Genomic DNA, 18,422 nt, shown 5'->3' with positions numbered 1-18,422 from the left:
CGATGGGATCCGCGCGCAGCAGTCGCGCGCCGCGGATCAGAAGCGGAAGACCGACGCGCCCCAGGTAAAGCCGCCGCCGACACCTTCGATCAGCACGTGCTGGCCACGCTGGATGCGGCCGTCGCGCACCGCGGTGTCGAACGCCAGCGGGATCGACGCGGCCGACGTGTTGCCGTGCTGGTCGACCGTCACGACCATGCGTTCCTGCGGCAGGCCGAGCTTGCGGCAGGTGCTGGTCATGATGCGGATGTTGGCCTGGTGCGGAATCAGCCAGTCGATTTGTTCAGGCGCGAGATTCGCCTTTGCAAGCGCCTCGATCGCAACCTTCTCGAGTACGTTGACCGCGAGCTTGAACACGGCCTGCCCGTCCATGTACAGGAACGCGCTGCCCTCGATCACGCCACGATTCACGTTGCCCGGCGTGCAGAGGATATGCGAATAGCTGCCGTCAGCGTGCAGCGCGCTGCCGAGCACGCCCGGCTCTTCCGACGCGGACAGGATCACCGCGCCCGCGCCGTCGCCGAACAGCACGCAGGTCGTGCGGTCCTTGAAGTCGAGGATGCGCGAGAACGTCTCGGCGCCGACCACGAGCGCCGTGCGATGCTGGCCGCTGCGGATGAAGCTGTCGGCCGTCGCCATCGCGTACGCAAAGCCCGAACACACGGCCTGCACGTCGAATGCCGCGCCGCCGTTCTTGATGCCGAGCTTGTTCTGCAGCAGGCACGCGGTGCTCGGGAACACGAAATCGGGGGTCGAAGTCGCGACGATGATCAGGTCGATCGACTGCGGATCGATACCGGCCATTTCGATCGCACGACGCGACGCCTCGAGCGCGAGATCGCTCGTCGTGACGTCCGGTGCGGCGAAATGGCGCGCATGGATACCCGTGCGCGCAACGATCCATTCATCGCTCGTCTCGATGCCTTCCTTCGCGAGACGATCGGCCAACTGCTGGTTCGTGACGCGGTCGGGCGGCAGATAGCTGCCCGTGCCAAGCACGCGGGAATAGAGAGTCGATTGGGCCATTTATGCTTTAGAGGATTGCGCAGCGGAAGGTTCGGCGTGAGGGCCTGCGGCCGGGCTTGCATGGCCCGCGCCGCCCGCGTCGTGCTCGCCGTCGCCGAGCGACGCCGAATTGTCCGCCATCGCGCGCGCGAGGCGCTCCAGCACGCCGTTTTTGACCGCATCATACCCGCGTTTGATCGCCCACTCAAACGCGTAGGCATCGGCCGAACCGTGGCTCTTGATCACGAGGCTCTTCAGCCCCAGCAGCGCCGCGCCGTTGTACTGGCGGTGGTCGACGCGCTTCTTGAAACGCATCAGGACAGGCAGCGCGAGCAGCGCCATCACCCTCGACATCAGCGAACGGCCGAACTCCTCGCGGATGATGTTGGACAGCATCTGCGCGAGCCCCTCGGACGTCTTCAGCGCGACGTTGCCGACGAAGCCGTCGCACACGATCACGTCGACGGTGCCCTTGTAGATGTCGTTGCCTTCCACGTTGCCGCGGAAATTCAGCGTGCTGGCGCGCAGCAGCTCGCCTGCGCGCTTGATCGTGTCGTTGCCCTTGATGACCTCTTCGCCGATGTTCAGCAGGCCGATCGTCGGCCGCTCCTTGCCTTCGAGCGCGGCCACCAGTGCGTGCCCCATCTCCGCGAACTGCAGCAGGTGCTGCGGCTCGCAGTCGACGTTCGCGCCGAGGTCCAGCATCATCGTGTAGCCGGTCGGGTTCGGCAGCGCGGACGCGATCGCGGGCCGCTCGATGCCGGGCAGCGTCTTGAGTACATAACGGGAAACGGCCATCAGCGCGCCGGTATTGCCGGCGGAGATGCAGGCCTGCGCCGCGCCTTCCTTGACGTGGTTGAGCGCGACGCGCATCGAAGAATCCTTCTTCTTGCGCAGCGCCACTTCGACAGGGTCGTCCATCGCCACGACTTCGGTGGCGGGCACGATGGTCAGCGCGGGATCGTCGAGGGCTTTCAGCTTCTTGAGCTGAGCGCGGATCGCGCTTTCGATGCCGACGAGCATCAGGTGCGCATCGGGATGCGCGCGGACGAACTTGACTGCCGCGGGAACGGTCACGGACGGGCCGTGGTCGCCTCCCATGCAATCGATTGTGAGCTTTACGGTCATGGAATGCGACGAATTTCAGGCACAAAAAAGCGGCAGTTGAATGCCGCCTTTTTGTTGCGCCAGGAAAGTGTCAAGCGAACCAGTTGTCACGCGAACGGCGAACGTAGCGCGCAACGCGTGACTTGACGCTTAGTCGTTCTTCGTCTTGACGACTTTCTTGCCGCGATAGTAGCCGTTCGGGCTGACGTGGTGACGCAGGTGCACTTCACCCGTGCTCGGCTCGACTGCCAGCGGCGTTGCCGTCAGGAAATCGTGCGAACGATGCATGCCGCGCTTCGACGGCGACTTCTTGTTTTGCTGGACTGCCATGACTAACTCCTAAATAATTTTCCGGATTCTAACACAGCCCGATCCGGCGCTTAACTACCCTGGCCCAAAGCCCTTACGCCTTCCCGCGCCACAACTGCTTAGTGTTTCTTGGTGCCGTCACCGTCCTTCTTCAGCGCTTGCAGCGCTGCGAACGGATTCGGCCGTTTGCCTTCGTCCGCGGCTTCGCCGGACTCTTCGCCCGCCTCTTCCTCAGGACCGCTCGCACCCGACACGAGGCTTTCGTGAACTGCCGGGCAAACCTCGTGCTTGGGCACGAGCGGCAACGAAAGCAGCAACTCCTCTTCGATCAAGTCGACGAGATCGAACTGGCGTGAGCCCACGATCACATCGGCTTCATCGTCGTCGAGCGGAAATTCTTCAGCTTCTTCTTCGGTCGCGACAACGCGGTACACCATGTCGACGCCGAACGTCTGGTCGTACGGGGTCATGCAGCGCTGGCACGTGAGCCATGCCTGGCCATGCACCGCGAGGCGCAGATACGGCTGCTGCCCATCGGCGCCGTCGTCCTGCAATTCCTTCTGCGTGAACCCTTCCGCCTGCCACGTGAAGACCGTGTCGCGATCTGGCGCGTCCGCCGGCACTTCGTTTAACATGCGCGGCAGTTGCGAGAGGCGCACCGCCCCTGCTGCCTGTCGCCCGCTGCGGGCGAACTCGAACAGGTCGACCGCGTGCGGATCAAGCGGCGCCGCAGGTTTGCCAGAAGAAGTGTTCATGTGCGCTCCTGCCTACAGGCTGACTTGCGGGATCCGGCTTGGCGCCGCTCACTCACGTACGGGTACGTACTTTACTTCCGAAGACCCGGCAGGCGCCACCACGGAAAGCCTGCCGACGAAAAGCGGGAAAGCATACCTGTTTTACCTTTTGCGGTCAATCACTTAAGCTTGCGTCCGCACAACACCCGACGACTCACCGATCCAACCGACCATGCCGGATACCGTTTGCCGCCCGCCGCGGCTGATTCTTGCCTCCAGTTCCCGCTACCGCCGCACGCTCCTCGAGCGCCTCGGCGTGCCGTTCGACGTCGTGTCGCCCGACCTCGACGAAACCCCGCTCGACGACGAAACTCCGGCCGCGACCGCCTTGCGCCTCGCCGGCGCGAAAGCGCGTGCCGTCGCCGCGACGATCGACGCGCCGGACGGCGTGCTCGTGATCGGGTCGGACCAGGTCGCGACCTTCGACGGGCTCCAGATCGGCAAGCCCGGCACGCACGAGCGCGCGCTCGCGCAGCTCGTGTCGATGCAGGGCCGCGAAGTCGAATTCCACAGCGCACTCTGCCTGTACGACAGCCGCACGGGCGAGGCGCAGGTCGAGGACGTCATCACGCGCGTGCGCTTCCGCTCGCTGCCCGAGGCCGAACTCGACGCGTACCTGCGCGCGGAAACGCCGTACGACGTTGCCGGCAGCGCGAAATCCGAAGGGCTCGGCATCGCGCTGCTCGACGCGATCGACTCGGACGACCCGACCGCGCTCGTCGGCCTGCCGCTGATCGCGCTCACGCGGATGCTGCGCGCCGTCGAATATCCGCTGTTTGCAACCACCCGTGGAGACCGCGCATGACGGCCGGCACGCTTTATCTCGTCCCGAACACGCTTGGCGAGGGCGACGAATCGATGCTCGCCGCCGTGCTGCCCGCGGCCGTGCAGGCACGCGCCGGCACGCTTGGCTATTACATCGGCGAGAACGCGAAAACGACGCGCGTCTTTCTGAAGAAGATCGGCACGACGCGTCCGATCCAGGAAATCGAGATCCGCGAGCTGAACGTCAATACGCCGGCCGGCGAAATCGACCGGCTGCTCGCGCCCGTGCTGGCTGGCGCGGACGCCGGCCTCGTGTCCGAGGCCGGCTGCCCGGCCGTCGCCGATCCCGGCGCATTGCTGGTACGCCGCGCGCACGAGCGCGGCGTGAAGGTCGTGCCGCTCGTCGGACCGAGTTCGATCCTGCTCGCGCTGATGGCGTCGGGCCTGAACGGCCAGAGCTTCGCGTTCAACGGCTACCTGCCGGTCGACGCGGCCGCGCGCGCGAAACGCCTGCGCGAACTCGAGCAGCTGTCGCGCAAGGCGCGCCAGACGCAGATCTTCATCGAGACGCCGTACCGGAATCACGCGATGCTCGACACGCTGATTGCGACCTGCGCGCCGTCGACGCAGATCTGCGTCGCGGCCGACCTGACCCTCGCGACCGAGACGATCGCGAGCCGCACCGTGGCGGACTGGAAAAAGGCGCCTGCGCCGAATCTGCACAAGCGTCCTGCGATCTTCCTGCTGCTCGCGAACTGAAGCCGCGGCCGGCCAGCGGGCCATCATGGCCCGCCGGACGCCGGTCAGCGCAGGCTGAACGACGCGCCGCCGGCCGTCAGAGCCTTCATCGCGGCGCCGCCGACGGCGGCGCCGAACTTGCGTGCGACGCGGTTCGTCAGACTTTCCTTCACCGTATAGTCGACGAGATCGGGCGCCTTCAGCACGTCGCGCGCGACCGTGTCGGTCGTGCCGTAGCCGTCGGCAAGCCCGAGTTCGACGCTCTTCTCGCCGGTCCAGAACAGGCCGGAGAACATGTCGGGCGTCTCATGCAGACGCTTGCCTCGGCCCTCCTTCACGGCCTTGATGAACTGCGCGTGCACCTGGTCGAGCAGCGCCTGCGCATGCGCGTCCATCTTCGGCGTCTCCGGCGAGAACGGATCGTAGAAGCCCTTGTTTTCGCCCGACGTGTGCAGGCGCCGATCGACACCGAGCTTGCCCATCAGCCCGGTGAAGCCGAAACCGTCCATCAGCACGCCGATCGACCCGACGATGCTCGCCTTGTCGACGAAGATCTTGTCGGCCGCGGCCGCGATGTAATAGCCGCCCGATGCGCACATGTCGGTCACGACGACGTACAGCGGCTTGCCCGGATGCTTCGCGCGCAGCCTCCGGATCTCGTCGTAGACCATGCCGGCCTGCACGGGGCTGCCGCCCGGGCTGTTGATCCGCAGCACGACGCCGACCGTGCCGTCGTCGTCGAACGCGGAGCCGAGCGCCGTATTGATGTCTTCGGCATTCGCATTGACGCCGGCCGCGATCTCGCCGTCGATCGTCACGAGCGCCGTATGCCGCCCGCTCGACGATAATTTCGAATCGCTCGAGAAATCGATCAGCGCGAACGCGAGCAGCACGAACACGCCCAGGAACGCGAAGCGGAAGAAAATCTTCCAGCGCCGCGCCGCGCGCTGTTCCCTCACGGCTGCGAGCGCGATCCGCTCGAGCGCCGCGCGCTCCCAGTTCGGTTCACGGCTGTCGGGACGGGAGGAGGAATCGGGGGAATTCGGTTGGTCGGCCATGCGGTGTTGTCGTCAGTCGGTCGTGGCGGGAGCGGCGGGACGCAGGTCGGCGTCGGGCACCCAGAATACCGCACGCCCGTCGGGCGTGTCGCGTTCGTCGACCTCGACCGGCCGCAGGCGGGCGCCGCGGCACGGGCCGCCGACGCACTTGCCGGTATCCGGCGCGTAGATCGCGCCGTGCGTCGCGCACATCAGGTACAGGCCCGACGACTCGAAGAACTGCCCTTCGGACCAGTCGAGCTCCATCGGTACGTGTGCGCAGCGATTCAGGTAACCGTATGCGCGACCGTCGTAGCGCACGAAGAACACGACGGCCTGCTCGCCGCGCAGCGTCGCGTCGACGCGCACGCCGGCGCCGCCGTCGGCCAGCGTGTCCGATGCGCACACGCGCACGGCGTCCGGCGCCGCGCTCATGCGTGCTCCCGCAGCCACGCAGCCAGCGCGTCGACGTCCGGCGCGACGAAGCGCGGCGCGAGCGCAGCCAGCGCGTCGGCCGTGTGCGCGCCGTATGCGACACCGACGCCGGCCGCTCCGGCGCTCGCGGCCATCTGCAGGTCGTGCGTCGTGTCGCCGATCATCACGGTGCGCGCGAGGTCCTGCCCCAATTCCCGGGACAACTCGTGCAGCATCGCCGGATGCGGCTTCGAGAACGTCTCGTCCGCGCAGCGCGTCGCGTCGAACAGGCTCGTCAGCTTCGACTGGTCAAGCACGCGGTTCAGCCCGACCCGACCCTTGCCGGTCGCCACGGCGAGCAGGTAACCCGTATCGCGCAACTCGGCGAGCAGCTCGCGCACGCCGGCGAACAGCTCGATGCGCTGGTCGTCGAGCAGATAGTGATAACGGTAGCGCTCGGCCAGCCGCGGATAGTCGGACGGATCGAGGGTCGGAGCGGTAACCTGCAGCGCATCGCGCAGGCCGAGGCCGATCACGTAGCGCGACGCCTCGTCGGATGGCGTGGGCAGGCCGAGATCGCGGCATGCGGCCTGGATGCTGTGCGCGATGTGCGCAGTCGAATCCATCAGCGTGCCGTCCCAGTCGAAGACGATCAGGTCAAATTGCTGTCGAGCCATGCGGTTCAGGCGGTATCGCGCAGTGCGCTGAGTTGGTCGAGGAAGCGCCGGCATTCGTCCGGCAGCGGCGCATCGAACTGCAGCGCCTCGCCGGTCAGCGGATGGTTGAGCCGCAGCCGGTGCGCGTGCAGGAACATCCGTTTCAACGACGGCTGCGCATTCGCGCGCGCCAGCGCCTTGTTCAGTGTGAAATCGCCATACTTGGCGTCGCCGGCGATCGGCAGGCCGAGATGCGCGAGGTGCACGCGGATCTGATGGGTCCGACCCGTTTTGAGTTCCGCTTCGACGAGCGCATAGTCGGGCCAGCGGTCGACGAGGTTGAATACCGTATGCGACGGCAGCCCGTCGTCCTGCACGCGCACGCGGCGCTCCCCTTCCGGGGTCGAATACTTGAACAGCGGCACCTTTACCGCGCGGCGGCGCCCCCAGTCGGACTGCCATTCGCCGTGGACGCATGCGAAGTAACGTTTGTCCATCCGGTTCTCGCGGATCTGTTCGTGCAGGCCCACGAGCGCCGTGCGTTTCTTCGCGAGCATCAGGATCCCGGACGTCTCGCGGTCGAGCCGGTGCACGAGTTCGAGGAATTTCGCGCGCGGGTGCGCCTGGCGCATCTGCTCGATCACGCCGAACGCGACGCCGCTGCCGCCGTGCACGGCGACCCCGGCCGGCTTGTCGATGACGAGCATCGCGTCATCCTCGTACAGCACGTCGAAATTCGCGGGCGGCACGATGGGCGTGTCGGCGCGCGCGAGGTCCGCCGCCGCCACGCGCACGGGCGGCACGCGGACGACGTCGCCGAGAGCGAGACGGTACTGCGCATCGATCCGGCCCTTGTTCACGCGCACTTCGCCGCTGCGGAGGATCCGGTAAATATGGCTTTTCGGCACGCCTTTACAGACGCGCAACAGGAAGTTGTCGATCCGCTGACCGGCCGAGTTTTCATCGATCTCGATCATCGATACCTGGCCGCTTGCGACCGAATTCTGGGATATTTTGCCTAACTCATTCATACTGAATATAATTTTGCCCAGCCTGACGTTGAGGGTGGCCTGACCGGCCGGCCCCGACCGAGTCGGGCAAGGTGCAAGCGGAAACCATTATTTTACTTGCGCCGGGGGTCCGCTGCTCGCCCCTAATCAAAGAGATGCAGCAAGTTGCACGCACGGCGCCGCCCGTCGGCAAGGATCGCGCCCACAGGCGGATTCGGTCGGCAAGGCGCCGCGGTAACGGAAAGTTGGTTGAAAAGAATTTGATCGGCAGCCCGACGGCGCGAAGTGCGTCCGCAGGCTGCCGGTTGCGAAAATTACGGCGTTGCGCCCGATTTGGCCCCGCGAAGCGTGCGGGGCTTGGCGACGTCAAACCAGGGAAGTACACCCCAAGCGGGAAAGTCGGGCTGGATTCGATACTCCCCGCTGCGGCCCAAGCCGCAGCATCTGCCGCCCGTCGGCGCGCGCGACGCATTGCGCGCGCCCGTGGCAATGCCCGGACTCAGGCTTAGCGCGCTTTTGTGCAGCGTGCGGTGTGTGAACGCCGTGCTTTGAAGCCGTATTCGCAGGTGCCCTACGGCCGCCGGCCCCGTCTTTCGGGCCCAAGCGCCTCTTCAGGCAATTCTCCCCGCCATCGTTCCCGCTCCAGCGTGCTTGTGACAACACAACAAGGTGCGGCCTGCCGTCGTTCCCGCCCTCGCGACTGACAACCGCGAGGCGTCGGCTGCGGAGCCGCCTGGAGTCGTTCATGAAACGCATGCTGTTCAATGCGACGCAGCAGGAGGAGCTGCGCGTCGCCATCGTCGATGGGCAAAAGCTCATCGACATCGACATCGAGACAGCCGGGCGCGAACAGCGCAAAGGCAATATCTACAAAGGTGTCGTCACCCGCATCGAGCCGTCGCTCGAAGCGTGCTTCGTCAACTACGGCGAAGATCGCCACGGCTTCCTGCCGTTCAAGGAAGTCGCCCGCCAGTACTTCAAGGAAGGCATCGACATGCGCTCCGCGCGCATCCAGGATGCCCTGCGCGAAGGCCAGGAGCTGATCGTCCAGGTCGAGAAGGAAGAGCGTGGCAACAAGGGCGCCGCCCTCACGACCTTCATCTCGCTCGCCGGCCGCTACCTGGTGCTGATGCCGAACAATCCGCGCGGCGGCGGTGTATCGCGCCGGATCGAGGGCGACGAGCGCCAGGAACTGCGCGAAACGATGTCGCAACTGCAGATTCCGGACGGCATGAGCATGATCGCCCGCACCGCGGGCATCGGCCGCAGCGCCGAGGAACTGCAGTGGGACCTGAACTACCTGCTGCAACTGTGGCGCGCGATCGAAGCGGCGTCGCAAAGCGGCAACTCCGGCCAGCCGATGCTGATCTACCTGGAATCGAGCCTCGTGATCCGCGCGATCCGGGACTATTTCCAGCCCGATATCGGCGAAATCCTGATCGACACGACCGAGATCCACGATCAGGCCCGTGCGTTCATGGATATCGTGATGCCGGACAACGTGTCGAAGGTGAAGCGCTACCACGACGACGTGCCGCTGTTCTCCCGCTTCCAGATCGAGCACCAGATCGAAACGGCCTACTCGCGCACGGTGCCGCTGCCGTCCGGCGGCGCGATCGTGATCGACCATACCGAAGCGCTCGTCGCGATCGACGTGAACTCGGCGCGCGCGACCAAGGGCGCGGACATCGAGGAAACGGCGACCCGCACGAACCTCGAAGCGGCCGACGAAGTCGCCCGCCAGCTCCGCCTGCGCGACCTCGGCGGCCTGATCGTGATCGATTTCATCGACATGGAATCGGCGAAGAGCCAGCGCGAAGTCGAGCAGCGCCTGAAAGACGCGCTCAAGCATGACCGTGCACGCGTGCAGATGGGCAAGATCTCCCGCTTCGGCCTGATGGAGCTGTCGCGCCAGCGCCTGCGTCCGGCCCTGTCGGAAGGCAGCCACGTGACCTGCCCGCGCTGTAACGGCACCGGCCACATCCGCGATACCGAATCGTCCGCGCTGCAGGTCCTGCGGATCATTCAGGAAGAAGCGATGAAGGAGAACACCGCGGCGATCCACTGCCAGGTGCCGGTCGAGGTGACCGCCTTCCTGCTCAACGAAAAGCGTCAGGAAATCAACAAGATCGAGTCGCGCTTCAAGGTCGGCATCGTGCTGATCCCGAACAAGCACCTCGATACGCCGCACTACAAGCTCGAGCGCCTGCGCCACGACGACGCGCGCCTCGACGATCCGCGCGCGTCCTGGAAGATGGCCGAGGAAGCTGCCCGCGAACTCGAGTCGGAAACCGGCTACAGCAAGCGCACGGCAGAAGTGAAGCCGAAGCAGGAAGCCGCGGTCAAAGGCATCACGCCCGAGCGCCCGGCCCCGAGCCCGGCGCCGCAGCGCCCGGTCGAGCCCGTTCCGGCCCCAGCACCTGTCGCCGCGGCAAGCGGCGGTTTCATCGGCTGGCTGAAGGGCCTGTTCGGCATGTCGCCGACTCCGGCGCCCGCACCGGTTGCTCCGGCACCGGCGAAGGAACCGGCGGCCCGCCCGGCTCGCGAGCGTACCGAGAAGACCGAGCAGCGCGGCGGCGATCGCAACCGCAACCGTCGCGGCGGCGCCCAGCAGGCGCAAGGCGGGCGCGACCAGGCAGCAGCAGGCCGTGGTCAGCCGCAACGCCTGGAGCGCGAAGGCAAGGAAGCGCGCGAACCGCGTGAAGGCCGTGAGCCGCGCGAGGGTCGCGAGCCGCGTGAAGGTCGCGAAATCCGCGAAGGTCGTGAGGGCCGCGAAGGTCGCGAGGGCCGTGGCCAGCGCGAAGGTCGCGAACCGCGCGAGCCGCGTGAAAGCCGTGAGCCGCGTGAACCGCGCGAGAACCGCGAACCGCGCGAGCGTGCCGAGCAGCCGGAAGGCGTCGACGCAGCAGGTCGTGGCGAGCGCCAGGAACGCGGCGAGCGTCGCGAGCGCGGCGAACGCCGCAAGCCGACCCAGCATGCGGCCACGCTCGAGACCGTCACCCGTGGCGAAAACCATCCGGAACCGGAAACCGACAGGGCCGTTGCAGAAGCCCTGCCAGGCGCAGAGCTGGCAGCCGATGCGGAAGCCGGCGCGCGTGACGGCGAGGAACGTCGCCGCCGCCGTCGCGGCCGTCGCGGCGGTCGTCGCGAGCGCGACGAAGACGGCGCAGTCGTCGACCAGGCCGAGCAAGGCCCGAATGGCGAAGCCTCAGCGCAAACCGTGACGCCGGAAGCACCGGCCGCTGCCGAACCGGCCCACACGGCCGCACCGGCAGTCGTCGCGGCCGTGGCAGGCGCCGTCGTCGTCGAAGCAGCGGTCGAGCAGCATGCTGCGCCGGCCGCTGTCGAAGCTCAGCCGGCACCGGCACGCGTCGAAGCGGCTCCGGCCGCTCCGGTCGAGCCCGCGGTCGCCGTCGAGGCAGCAGCAGAACCGGCACCGGTCGCACCGGCCGTCGACATGGAAGCCGGTCCGGCTCCGGTCGCGGTTTCGCCGACCGACGCGTTCGAAGTGCCTGCGGTACCGGCAGCGGCGCCGGCCGCTGTCGAGGCGCCGCAGTCCGCGCCCGTCGAGCCGGCCGCACCGGTCGTGACGACCGAAGCCGCTCCGGTGGCTGTCGAGCCGGCGCATGTCGAAGCGGCACCGGTCGAGGCCGTTGCAGCACCTGCACCGACTCCTGCCCCCGCGCAACCGGCAGCCGCGCCCGCTTCGGCGAGCCTGGATGTCGTGCTGGAGCAGGCCGGTCTCGTCTGGGTGAACACGGACGCCGACAAGTTCGCCGCTGCCCAGGAAGCCGCATCGCGCCTCCCGCGTCCGGCGCGCGTGCCGCGCGAACGCAAGGCGCTGCCGCCGGTCGATACGGCCCCGATGCAGCAGGTCGAAACGACGCACCACTGACCGGCGCATCGCCCGACCAGGAAAAGCCCGCCTCCGGCGGGCTTTTTCACGTCCATGCTGCGGGTTTCCGCCCACCGGACCGGGCGGCCGCTTGCGGCTAAAATACAAGTCTGGCTCGCACTTCTTTCAACATGTCCCGACGCATCATTCCTCTCGCCGACGTCAGCGGGGTGCCGGACGTCTCCGGCGTCGCGCATGCCCCCGACGGCACGCTGGCCGACACGTTCGCCAGGCCGCTGCGCGACCTGCGCATTTCGGTGACGGACCGCTGCAATTTCCGCTGCGTGTACTGCATGCCGCGCGCGGTCTTCGACAAGGACTACCCGTTCCTGCCGCACAGCGCGCTGCTCACGCACGAGGAAATCGAACGCGTGGCGCGACTCTTTGTCGCACACGGCGTCGAGAAAATCCGCATCACGGGCGGCGAGCCGCTGCTGCGCAAGAATCTCGAATTCCTGATCGAGCGCCTCGCGCGCCTGACAACGCATGACGGCCGCCCGCTCGACCTGACGCTGACGACCAACGGCTCGCTGCTCGCGCGCAAGGCGCGCGCGCTGAAGGACGCCGGGCTCACACGCGTGACGGTCAGCCTCGACGCGCTCGACGATACGCTGTTCAAGCGCATGAACGACGCCGAGTTCGCGAGCGCCGACGTGCTCGACGGCATTTTCGCGGCCCAGGCCGTCGGCCTCGCGCCGGTCAAGGTCAACATGGTCGTGAAGCGCGGTACCAACGACGGCGAGATCCTGCCGATGGCCGAGCGTTTCCGCGGCACCGGCGTGATCCTGCGCTTCATCGAATACATGGACGTCGGCACGTCGAACGGCTGGAACATGACCGAGGTACTGCCGTCGGCGGACGTCGTTGCGCGGATCGCCGAACATTTCCCGCTCGTGCCGCTCGACGCGCACACGGCGGCCGAAACCGCGCAACGCTGGGGTTATGCGGACGGCAGCGGCGAGATCGGCGTGATCTCGAGCGTCACGCAGGCCTTCTGCGGCGACTGTACGCGCGCGCGGCTGTCGACTGAAGGCAAGCTGTACCTGTGCCTGTTCGCGTCGACGGGCCACGACCTGCGCGCGCTCGTGCGCGGCGGCGCAAGCGATGCCGAGATCGCGACCGCGATCGCCCGCATCTGGCAGGCGCGCACCGACCGCTATTCGCAACTGCGCGGCAGCGCGTCGGCCGAACCCGCGCCCGACGGCGCCGGCAAGCGCGTCGAAATGTCGTATATCGGCGGCTGACGCACGCCGCCCTTTCCGCCTTCGCACGATGCCCGTTTCCGCCTCTCCCTCGATCGCCGGCCTGCTGCTCGCAGGCGGGCGCGCCACGCGCATGGACGGCGTCGACAAGGGCCTGCAACTGCTCGACGGTACGCCGCTCGCGCTGCACGTGCTGCGCCGGCTCTCGCCGCAGGTCGACGAGACGCTGATCAGCGCGAATCGCCACGCCGATCGTTATGCGGAGCTCGGTACGCCGTTCGACGCGCGCGTCGTCGCGGACGAAACACCCGATTTCCCCGGCCCGCTCGCGGGCCTGCTCGCCGGCATGCGGGCCGCGCGCGCGCCGCTCGTCGCGTGTTCGCCGTGCGATACGCCGTTTCTGCCCGCCGACCTGGTCGCGCGGCTGCATGCGGCGCTCGACGCGCAGCAGGCCGACATCGCGATGGCGGTCACTGTCGATGCGCAGCAGGCGCGCTCGCCACAGCCGACGTTCGCGCTGCTGCGCACGGCGCTGGCCGACGATCTCGCCGCGCGGCTTGCAGCCGGCGACCGCAAGGTGCGTGCGTGGTACGCACGCCACAAGACGGTCGAAGTCGAGTTTCGCGACGAGCGTGCGTTTTACAATGCCAACTCCTGGCAGGAACTCGCCGCGCTGGCTCGTCGCTGACGGCGCCCGCGCCGTTCCCGCCCGGCGTCCACCGCACGCGAAACCCGCGCCCAGGCACCCTCCTCGCGCCACTGGCCACGAACCCGATACGCCTCGCGGCGCAGTCCGACTGATGATCACGCACTCCTCGCCCGCCTCCCGAACCGCACCCGATTCCGATGCCCCGCTGTCGCTTGCCGACGCGCAGGCGCTCGCGTGCCGCTTCGCGGTGCCTGTCGACGCGTGCGACACGGTGACGCTGCGCGACGCGCTCGACCGCGTGCTTGCGGCCGACGTGAACGCACCGTTCGACATTCCCGCGTACGACAACTCGGCGATGGACGGTTATGCGTTCGACGGCAGCGCCGGCGCGCACGCGGCGCCGCAGGGGGACGTCGCGCTGACGGTCGCCGGCACCGCGTTCGCGGGCCATCCGTTCGACGGCGCCGTGGCGGCCGGTTCATGCGTGCGCATCATGACGGGCGCGCCGATGCCGGCCGGATGCGATACGGTGATTCCGCAGGAACGCGTGCGTGTCGACGGCGACACGATCCGCTTCGCCGCGCACGACGTCGCGCGCAGCGCGAACTGCCGCAAGGCCGGCGAGGATCTCGCGCGCGGCGCCTGCGCGCTCGCCGCGGGCCGCATCCTGCGGCCGTCCGATCTCGGCCTGCTCGCGTCATTCGGCTTCACCGACGTCACGGTGCGCCGGCGCGTGCGCGTCGCCGTGTTCTCGACCGGCGACGAACTGCGCGAGCCCGGCGAACCGCTCGGTCGCGGCGCGCTGTATGACAGCAATCGCGGGATGCTGATCGCGATGCTCGAAAGGCTGCACGTCGACGCGATCGATCTCGGGATTGTCCGCGACGACCCGGCCGCGCTCGAAGCCGCGTTGCGCGACGCCGTCGCCGCGCAGGCCGATGCGGTGATCACGTCGGGCGGCGTATCGGTCGGTGAAGCCGACTTCACGCGCGACGTGATGGCACGGCTCGGCGACGTCACGTTCGCGAGCCTCGCGCTGCGGCCCGGCCGGCCGCTCGCGTGCGGCACGCTCGCACGTGCGCCCGGTGGCGCCGGTCACGCGCTGTTCTTCGGGCTGCCCGGCAATCCGGTCGCGTCCGCCGTGACGTTCTACGCGATCGTGCGCCCCGCGCTGCTGACGCTGGCCGGCGCGCAGACGCCGCCGCCGGCGATGTATACGGCGCTCAGCATGCATGCGCTGAAGACGCGTCCAGGCCGAACCGAATACCTGCGCGGCATCGCGACGCGCGCCGCCGACGGCCGCTGGCACGTCGCGCCGGCCGGTTCGCAGAGTTCCGCGTCGCTGAGCGGCCTCGCGGCCGCCAACTGTTTCATCGTCCTGGGCCACGATACCGCGGCAGTCGACGCGGGCACTCCGGTCGACATCCTGCCGCTCGACGGCCTGATCTGAATTCCACTATCGATATATCTCTACGGGGGCAATCCGCACATGAAGAAACAAATTTCGTCGATCGCCGCGGGGCAGACCGCGAAGGCGCTGATCCTCGTCTACCTGACGTTCAGCGTGCCGATCGTGCTGCTCGGCATTCTCGTCGCGTACATCCGTTACGGGATGGTCGAGTTGAGCACGATCCTGAGCGCGCTGCTGCTGAACGCCATCCTCGGCTTCGTGCTGCTGTGGATCGCATGCCACGCATACAACTGGGTCGCATCGCGCTTCGGCGGCATCGAGATCGTTTTGTCCGATCCGCCGGAGGAAGCGTGAGCGACGCGCCGCTGATCCGCGCGGCCGAAGCGCGCGACGCCGGCGCGATCCTCGCGCTGATGCGCGAGCTGGCCGAATTCGAGAAGCTCACGCACCTGTTCGTCGCGACCGAAGCGGATCTCGCCGAAGCGCTGTTCGGCGAGCGGCCTGCCGCCGAAGCGCTCGTGGCCGAGCGCAACGGCGCGATCGTCGCGTATGCGCTGTTCTTTCACAACTATTCGACGTTCCTCGGTCGTCGCGGCCTCTATCTCGAGGATCTGTACGTGCAGCCGTCGCAGCGCGGCACCGGCCTCGGCACCGCGATGCTGCGCCACCTCGCGGCACTGGCCGTCGAGCGTCGTTGCGGGCGTTTCGAATGGTCGGTCCTCGACTGGAACCAGCCCGCGATCGATTTCTACGAAAAGATGGGCGCGACCGTGCTGCCCGAATGGCGCATCGTTCGCGTAACGGGCGACGCGCTGGATACGCTCGCAGGCCGCTGAGCGTCGGCCCGCGCGAGCCGCGGCCGAACTACCCTGCTACAAAAGGAAACGGGCGCCGACGGCGCCCGTTTTCATCGCGATCCACCCGCACTCGAGCGGCTGAACCCGTCAAGCGTCGTCGGCATCGGCGCCGCCGTCCGCGCCGTCCGAACCGAGCAAGCCAGCCGCCGTATCGCCCGGCAATGCCTCGACCTGCTTCAGCTTGCGGCTCATCACGCGCGTACGCTGCTCGGCGGACTCGATCGAGCGCGTGACCGTTTCGAGCTGCGCCTTCGTGCGCGCGAGCACGTCGCCGAACTTGCCGAACTCCGTCTTCACCGCGCCGAGCACCTGCCAGACCTCGCTCGAGCGCTGCTCGATCGCGAGCGTACGGAACCCCATCTGCAGGCTGTTCAGCAACGCGGTGAGCGTCGTCGGCCCCGCGACCGTCACGCGGTAGTCGCGCTGCAGCAGGTCGGTCAGCCCCGGGCGGCGCAGGATCTCCGCATAAAGCCCTTCGGTCGGCAGGAACAGCAGCGCGAAATCGGTCGTGTGCGGCGGCGCGACGTACTTCTCGGCGATCGTGCGCGCCTCCAGCCGCACGCGCGCTTCGAGCGCACGTGCGGCTTCCTCGACCGCCGCCGCATCGGCGCGCTCCTGCGCGTCGATCAGCCGCTCGTAGTCTTCGCGCGGAAATTTCGCGTCGATCGGCAGCCACACCGGCGGTGCATCGCGCGTGCCCGCATCGCGGCCCGGCAGCCGGATCGCGAATTCGACGCGCTCGGTACTTTTCGGCACCGTCGCGACGTTCTTCGCGTACTGATCGGGCGTCAGCATCTGTTCGAGCAGCGCCTCGAGCTGCACCTCGCCCCAGGTGCCGCGCGTCTTCACGTTGGTCAGCACCTTTTTCAGATCGCCGACGCCCGCCGCGAGCGTCTGCATCTCGCCGAGCCCGCGATGGACCTGCTCGAGCCGGTCCGACACGAGCTTGAACGATTCGCCGAGCCGCTGTTCGAGCGTCGCGTGCAGTTTCTCGTCAACGGTGCGGCGCATCTCCTCGAGCTTCGCCGCGTTGTTCGTCTCGATTTCCTTCAGCCGCTGTTCGAGCGTCGCGCGCACTTCGCCGATCCGGCGATCGTTCGCTTCGGTCAGTTGCGTGAGCTGCCGGTTCAACGTATCGCCGAACAGCCTGAGCGCGGCCGTCTGCTCCTCGCGCGCCTGCTGCGCCTGACGCTGCACGCTCTCGCGCATCGCGTCGAACTGCTGTGCATTGCCGGCGACGAGCTTGCCGAGCTGCTGAGCGAAACCCTCGATCTGGTTGTTCTGCACGGTCGCCACGCTCGTCAATTGCGCGGCGAGCGTCTGCTGAAGCTGCGAGAAACTGCCGGCCAGCTCGGTGCGCGAACCGCGCGCGTTCTCGACGATCTCGCCGCGCAATTCGCGTTCGAGCCGCTCGACCGCGCGCGCCTGCGCATGCGCGGCACCCTCGATCTGGTCGCCGAGCACCGCCGCATCGTCGTGGCGGCCGCCGCCGCGCACGATCGCGACGATCGCCACCGCGAGCGCGACGGCCAGCACGACGACCGCCGCAAGCAACAACGTCATCGTCATGCGCGCGGCTTCCCGATCACGTCAGGGTTGATCGGATTCGGCGGCTGCCCCGCGCGCGGCCCCTCGCCCAGTGCGGCGATCAGGTTGTCGGCGGCAAGGTTCGCCATCGCACGGCGCGTCTTTTCGGTCGCGCTCGCGATATGCGGCGTCAGCACGACGTTCGGCACCTCGAGCAGCGTCGGATGCACGGCCGGTTCGCCTTCGTACACGTCGAGGCCGGCCGCGGCGATCGTCCCGTCGCGCAGCGCGGCGGCCAGCGCCGCGTCGTCGACGATCCCCCCGCGCGCGATGTTGGTCAGCGTCGCGGTGGGCTTCATCTTCGCGAGTTCGGCCGCGCCGATCGTGTGATGGTTTTCCTTCGTGTACGGCAGCACGAGCACGACGTGATCGGCGCGCGCGAGCAGCGCATCCTTCGACACGTATTCGGCGTTCAGCTCGGCCTCGATCTCGGGGGCGACCCGCGACCGGTTGTGATAGATCACCTGCATCCCGAAACCGCGCGCGCGGCGCGCGAGCGCCTGGCCGATTCGGCCCATCCCGATGACGCCGAGCGTCGAGCCGTAAATGTCGGTGCCGAGAAAACCGTCGTACGCCCACTTCTGCCAGTGACCGGCGCGCAGCCAGTGTTCGGATTCGGCGATCCGGCGCGCGGCGGCCATCATCAGCGCCCAGCCGAAATCGGCGGTCGACTCGTTCAGCACGTCCGGCGTGTTGGTGCCGAGCACGTTCGCCGCATTGAACGCGGCCATGTCGAAGTTGTTGTAGCCGACCGCCATGTTCGACACGACGCGCAGGCGCGGCGCCGCCGCGAGCGCCGCCGCGCCGACTGGATCGCCGGCCGTCAGCGCGCCGTCCTTGTCGGCCAGACGCGCGGTGAGCGCGTCGGGTGCGAGCACGTCGCCGTCGTTCCAGTCGACTTCGAAATACTGCTTGAGGCGTTCGATCACGTCCGGAAAGATCGGACGCGCGACCAGAATCTTCTGCATCGCCATCTCCGTATGCCG

Annotated in this window: 18 protein-coding genes; 8 read left to right on the top strand and 10 right to left on the bottom strand. The window is 67.8% G+C overall.

Annotated elements, in window-relative coordinates; translation table 11 throughout:
- Positions 1–36 precede the first annotated feature (36 nt).
- The 4 genes from ACPUER_RS02750 to ACPUER_RS02735 all read right to left on the bottom strand — a co-directional run bounded on the left by ACPUER_RS02750 (position 37) and on the right by ACPUER_RS02735 (position 3,176).
- Complete coding sequence (locus tag ACPUER_RS02750) at positions 37–1,026, bottom strand: beta-ketoacyl-ACP synthase III (RefSeq protein ID WP_175962302.1); 990 nt, start codon at positions 1,024–1,026, stop codon at positions 37–39.
- Complete coding sequence (gene plsX / locus ACPUER_RS02745) at positions 1,027–2,133, bottom strand: phosphate acyltransferase PlsX (RefSeq protein ID WP_425130298.1); 1,107 nt, start codon at positions 2,131–2,133, stop codon at positions 1,027–1,029. It abuts the gene before it with no gap.
- Positions 2,134–2,262: 129 nt separating this feature from the next.
- Positions 2,263–2,442 carry a 50S ribosomal protein L32 gene (rpmF, locus tag ACPUER_RS02740; protein WP_006759765.1) on the bottom strand — a complete coding sequence of 60 codons (180 nt, stop codon included), beginning with the start codon at positions 2,440–2,442 and terminating at the stop codon, positions 2,263–2,265.
- Between the two features lie 98 nt (positions 2,443–2,540).
- A complete protein-coding gene (locus tag ACPUER_RS02735) occupies positions 2,541–3,176 on the bottom strand; it encodes a DUF177 domain-containing protein (RefSeq protein ID WP_310137012.1) in 636 nt (211 codons plus the stop codon).
- Positions 3,177–3,387: 211 nt separating this feature from the next.
- On the opposite strand from ACPUER_RS02735, the gene ACPUER_RS02730 reads away from it, so the two are divergent.
- Positions 3,388–4,020 (top strand): Maf-like protein, encoded by a 633-nt coding sequence (locus ACPUER_RS02730; RefSeq protein WP_425130297.1) that lies wholly within the window; start codon positions 3,388–3,390, stop codon positions 4,018–4,020.
- On the top strand, positions 4,017–4,739 hold the full coding sequence (locus ACPUER_RS02725) for an SAM-dependent methyltransferase (RefSeq protein ID WP_034183089.1): 723 nt from the start codon (positions 4,017–4,019) through the stop codon (positions 4,737–4,739). The genes ACPUER_RS02730 and ACPUER_RS02725 overlap by 4 nt, the downstream gene beginning before the upstream one ends.
- A 44-nt stretch (positions 4,740–4,783) precedes the next feature.
- Here the strand turns inward: ACPUER_RS02725 and ACPUER_RS02720 are convergent, their stop codons facing one another.
- The 4 genes from ACPUER_RS02720 to ACPUER_RS02705 are packed head-to-tail and all read right to left on the bottom strand — an operon-like array spanning position 4,784 to position 7,856.
- Positions 4,784–5,776 (bottom strand): S49 family peptidase, encoded by a 993-nt coding sequence (locus ACPUER_RS02720; protein WP_175962299.1) that lies wholly within the window; start codon positions 5,774–5,776, stop codon positions 4,784–4,786.
- A gap of 12 nt (positions 5,777–5,788) precedes the next feature.
- Complete coding sequence (locus ACPUER_RS02715) at positions 5,789–6,190, bottom strand: Rieske (2Fe-2S) protein (protein WP_175962298.1); 402 nt, start codon at positions 6,188–6,190, stop codon at positions 5,789–5,791.
- Positions 6,187–6,846 carry an HAD-IA family hydrolase gene (locus ACPUER_RS02710; RefSeq protein WP_072436010.1) on the bottom strand — a complete coding sequence of 220 codons (660 nt, stop codon included), beginning with the start codon at positions 6,844–6,846 and terminating at the stop codon, positions 6,187–6,189. Before ACPUER_RS02710 ends, ACPUER_RS02715 begins: the two co-directional genes overlap by 4 nt.
- A gap of 5 nt (positions 6,847–6,851) precedes the next feature.
- The gene (locus ACPUER_RS02705) at positions 6,852–7,856 is read right to left on the bottom strand and encodes an RluA family pseudouridine synthase (protein WP_310137016.1); all 1,005 of its coding nucleotides are present in this window, start codon (positions 7,854–7,856) and stop codon (positions 6,852–6,854) included.
- Positions 7,857–8,580: 724 nt separating this feature from the next.
- On the opposite strand from ACPUER_RS02705, the gene ACPUER_RS02700 reads away from it, so the two are divergent.
- From ACPUER_RS02700 to ACPUER_RS02675, 6 genes are all read left to right on the top strand, one after another.
- Complete coding sequence (locus ACPUER_RS02700; RefSeq protein ID WP_425130296.1) at positions 8,581–11,730, top strand: Rne/Rng family ribonuclease; 3,150 nt, start codon at positions 8,581–8,583, stop codon at positions 11,728–11,730.
- A 131-nt stretch (positions 11,731–11,861) separates the two neighbouring features.
- A complete protein-coding gene (gene moaA, locus ACPUER_RS02695; RefSeq protein ID WP_425130295.1) occupies positions 11,862–12,974 on the top strand; it encodes a GTP 3',8-cyclase MoaA in 1,113 nt (370 codons plus the stop codon).
- A gap of 28 nt (positions 12,975–13,002) precedes the next feature.
- Positions 13,003–13,620: a molybdenum cofactor guanylyltransferase MobA gene (gene mobA / locus ACPUER_RS02690; RefSeq protein ID WP_425130294.1), complete on the top strand. Its 618-nt coding sequence runs from the start codon at positions 13,003–13,005 to the stop codon at positions 13,618–13,620.
- A 112-nt stretch (positions 13,621–13,732) separates the two neighbouring features.
- Positions 13,733–15,031 (top strand): gephyrin-like molybdotransferase Glp, encoded by a 1,299-nt coding sequence (gene glp, locus ACPUER_RS02685; protein WP_175962292.1) that lies wholly within the window; start codon positions 13,733–13,735, stop codon positions 15,029–15,031.
- A 39-nt stretch (positions 15,032–15,070) separates the two neighbouring features.
- On the top strand, positions 15,071–15,346 hold the full coding sequence (locus ACPUER_RS02680) for a hypothetical protein (protein ID WP_006476519.1): 276 nt from the start codon (positions 15,071–15,073) through the stop codon (positions 15,344–15,346).
- The gene (locus ACPUER_RS02675; RefSeq protein WP_175962291.1) at positions 15,343–15,828 is read left to right on the top strand and encodes a GNAT family N-acetyltransferase; all 486 of its coding nucleotides are present in this window, start codon (positions 15,343–15,345) and stop codon (positions 15,826–15,828) included. The genes ACPUER_RS02680 and ACPUER_RS02675 overlap by 4 nt, the downstream gene beginning before the upstream one ends.
- Positions 15,829–15,936: 108 nt before the next feature.
- Here the strand turns inward: ACPUER_RS02675 and rmuC are convergent, their stop codons facing one another.
- Positions 15,937–17,418: a DNA recombination protein RmuC gene (gene rmuC, locus ACPUER_RS02670; RefSeq protein WP_425130293.1), complete on the bottom strand. Its 1,482-nt coding sequence runs from the start codon at positions 17,416–17,418 to the stop codon at positions 15,937–15,939.
- Positions 17,415–18,404 carry a 2-hydroxyacid dehydrogenase gene (locus ACPUER_RS02665; RefSeq protein ID WP_425130292.1) on the bottom strand — a complete coding sequence of 330 codons (990 nt, stop codon included), beginning with the start codon at positions 18,402–18,404 and terminating at the stop codon, positions 17,415–17,417. The genes rmuC and ACPUER_RS02665 overlap by 4 nt, the downstream gene beginning before the upstream one ends.
- Positions 18,405–18,422: the final 18 nt, after the last annotated feature.

The sequence above is a fragment of the Burkholderia sp. DN3021 genome (assembly GCF_049805555.1).
In the GTDB taxonomy this organism is placed as follows: Bacteria; Pseudomonadota; Gammaproteobacteria; order Burkholderiales; family Burkholderiaceae; genus Burkholderia; species Burkholderia pyrrocinia_C.
The sequence above is the reverse complement of the archived record's forward strand: the minus strand, read 5'-3'. Positions and strand labels throughout refer to the sequence as shown.

Coding starts and splice junctions, on each gene's coding strand:
- ACPUER_RS02700 (WP_425130296.1), top strand. CDS start 8,581: ATGAAACGCATGCTGTTCAATGCGACGCAGCAGGAGGAGCTGCGCGTC.
- plsX (WP_425130298.1), bottom strand. CDS start 2,133: ATGACCGTAAAGCTCACAATCGATTGCATGGGAGGCGACCACGGCCCG.
- ACPUER_RS02720 (WP_175962299.1), bottom strand. CDS start 5,776: ATGGCCGACCAACCGAATTCCCCCGATTCCTCCTCCCGTCCCGACAGC.
- ACPUER_RS02725 (WP_034183089.1), top strand. CDS start 4,017: ATGACGGCCGGCACGCTTTATCTCGTCCCGAACACGCTTGGCGAGGGC.
- ACPUER_RS02715 (WP_175962298.1), bottom strand. CDS start 6,190: ATGAGCGCGGCGCCGGACGCCGTGCGCGTGTGCGCATCGGACACGCTG.
- ACPUER_RS02750 (WP_175962302.1), bottom strand. CDS start 1,026: ATGGCCCAATCGACTCTCTATTCCCGCGTGCTTGGCACGGGCAGCTAT.
- rmuC (WP_425130293.1), bottom strand. CDS start 17,418: ATGACGATGACGTTGTTGCTTGCGGCGGTCGTCGTGCTGGCCGTCGCG.
- ACPUER_RS02665 (WP_425130292.1), bottom strand. CDS start 18,404: ATGCAGAAGATTCTGGTCGCGCGTCCGATCTTTCCGGACGTGATCGAA.
- ACPUER_RS02705 (WP_310137016.1), bottom strand. CDS start 7,856: ATGAATGAGTTAGGCAAAATATCCCAGAATTCGGTCGCAAGCGGCCAG.
- rpmF (WP_006759765.1), bottom strand. CDS start 2,442: ATGGCAGTCCAGCAAAACAAGAAGTCGCCGTCGAAGCGCGGCATGCAT.
- mobA (WP_425130294.1), top strand. CDS start 13,003: ATGCCCGTTTCCGCCTCTCCCTCGATCGCCGGCCTGCTGCTCGCAGGC.
- ACPUER_RS02730 (WP_425130297.1), top strand. CDS start 3,388: ATGCCGGATACCGTTTGCCGCCCGCCGCGGCTGATTCTTGCCTCCAGT.
- glp (WP_175962292.1), top strand. CDS start 13,733: ATGATCACGCACTCCTCGCCCGCCTCCCGAACCGCACCCGATTCCGAT.
- ACPUER_RS02735 (WP_310137012.1), bottom strand. CDS start 3,176: ATGAACACTTCTTCTGGCAAACCTGCGGCGCCGCTTGATCCGCACGCG.
- ACPUER_RS02680 (WP_006476519.1), top strand. CDS start 15,071: ATGAAGAAACAAATTTCGTCGATCGCCGCGGGGCAGACCGCGAAGGCG.
- ACPUER_RS02710 (WP_072436010.1), bottom strand. CDS start 6,846: ATGGCTCGACAGCAATTTGACCTGATCGTCTTCGACTGGGACGGCACG.
- moaA (WP_425130295.1), top strand. CDS start 11,862: ATGTCCCGACGCATCATTCCTCTCGCCGACGTCAGCGGGGTGCCGGAC.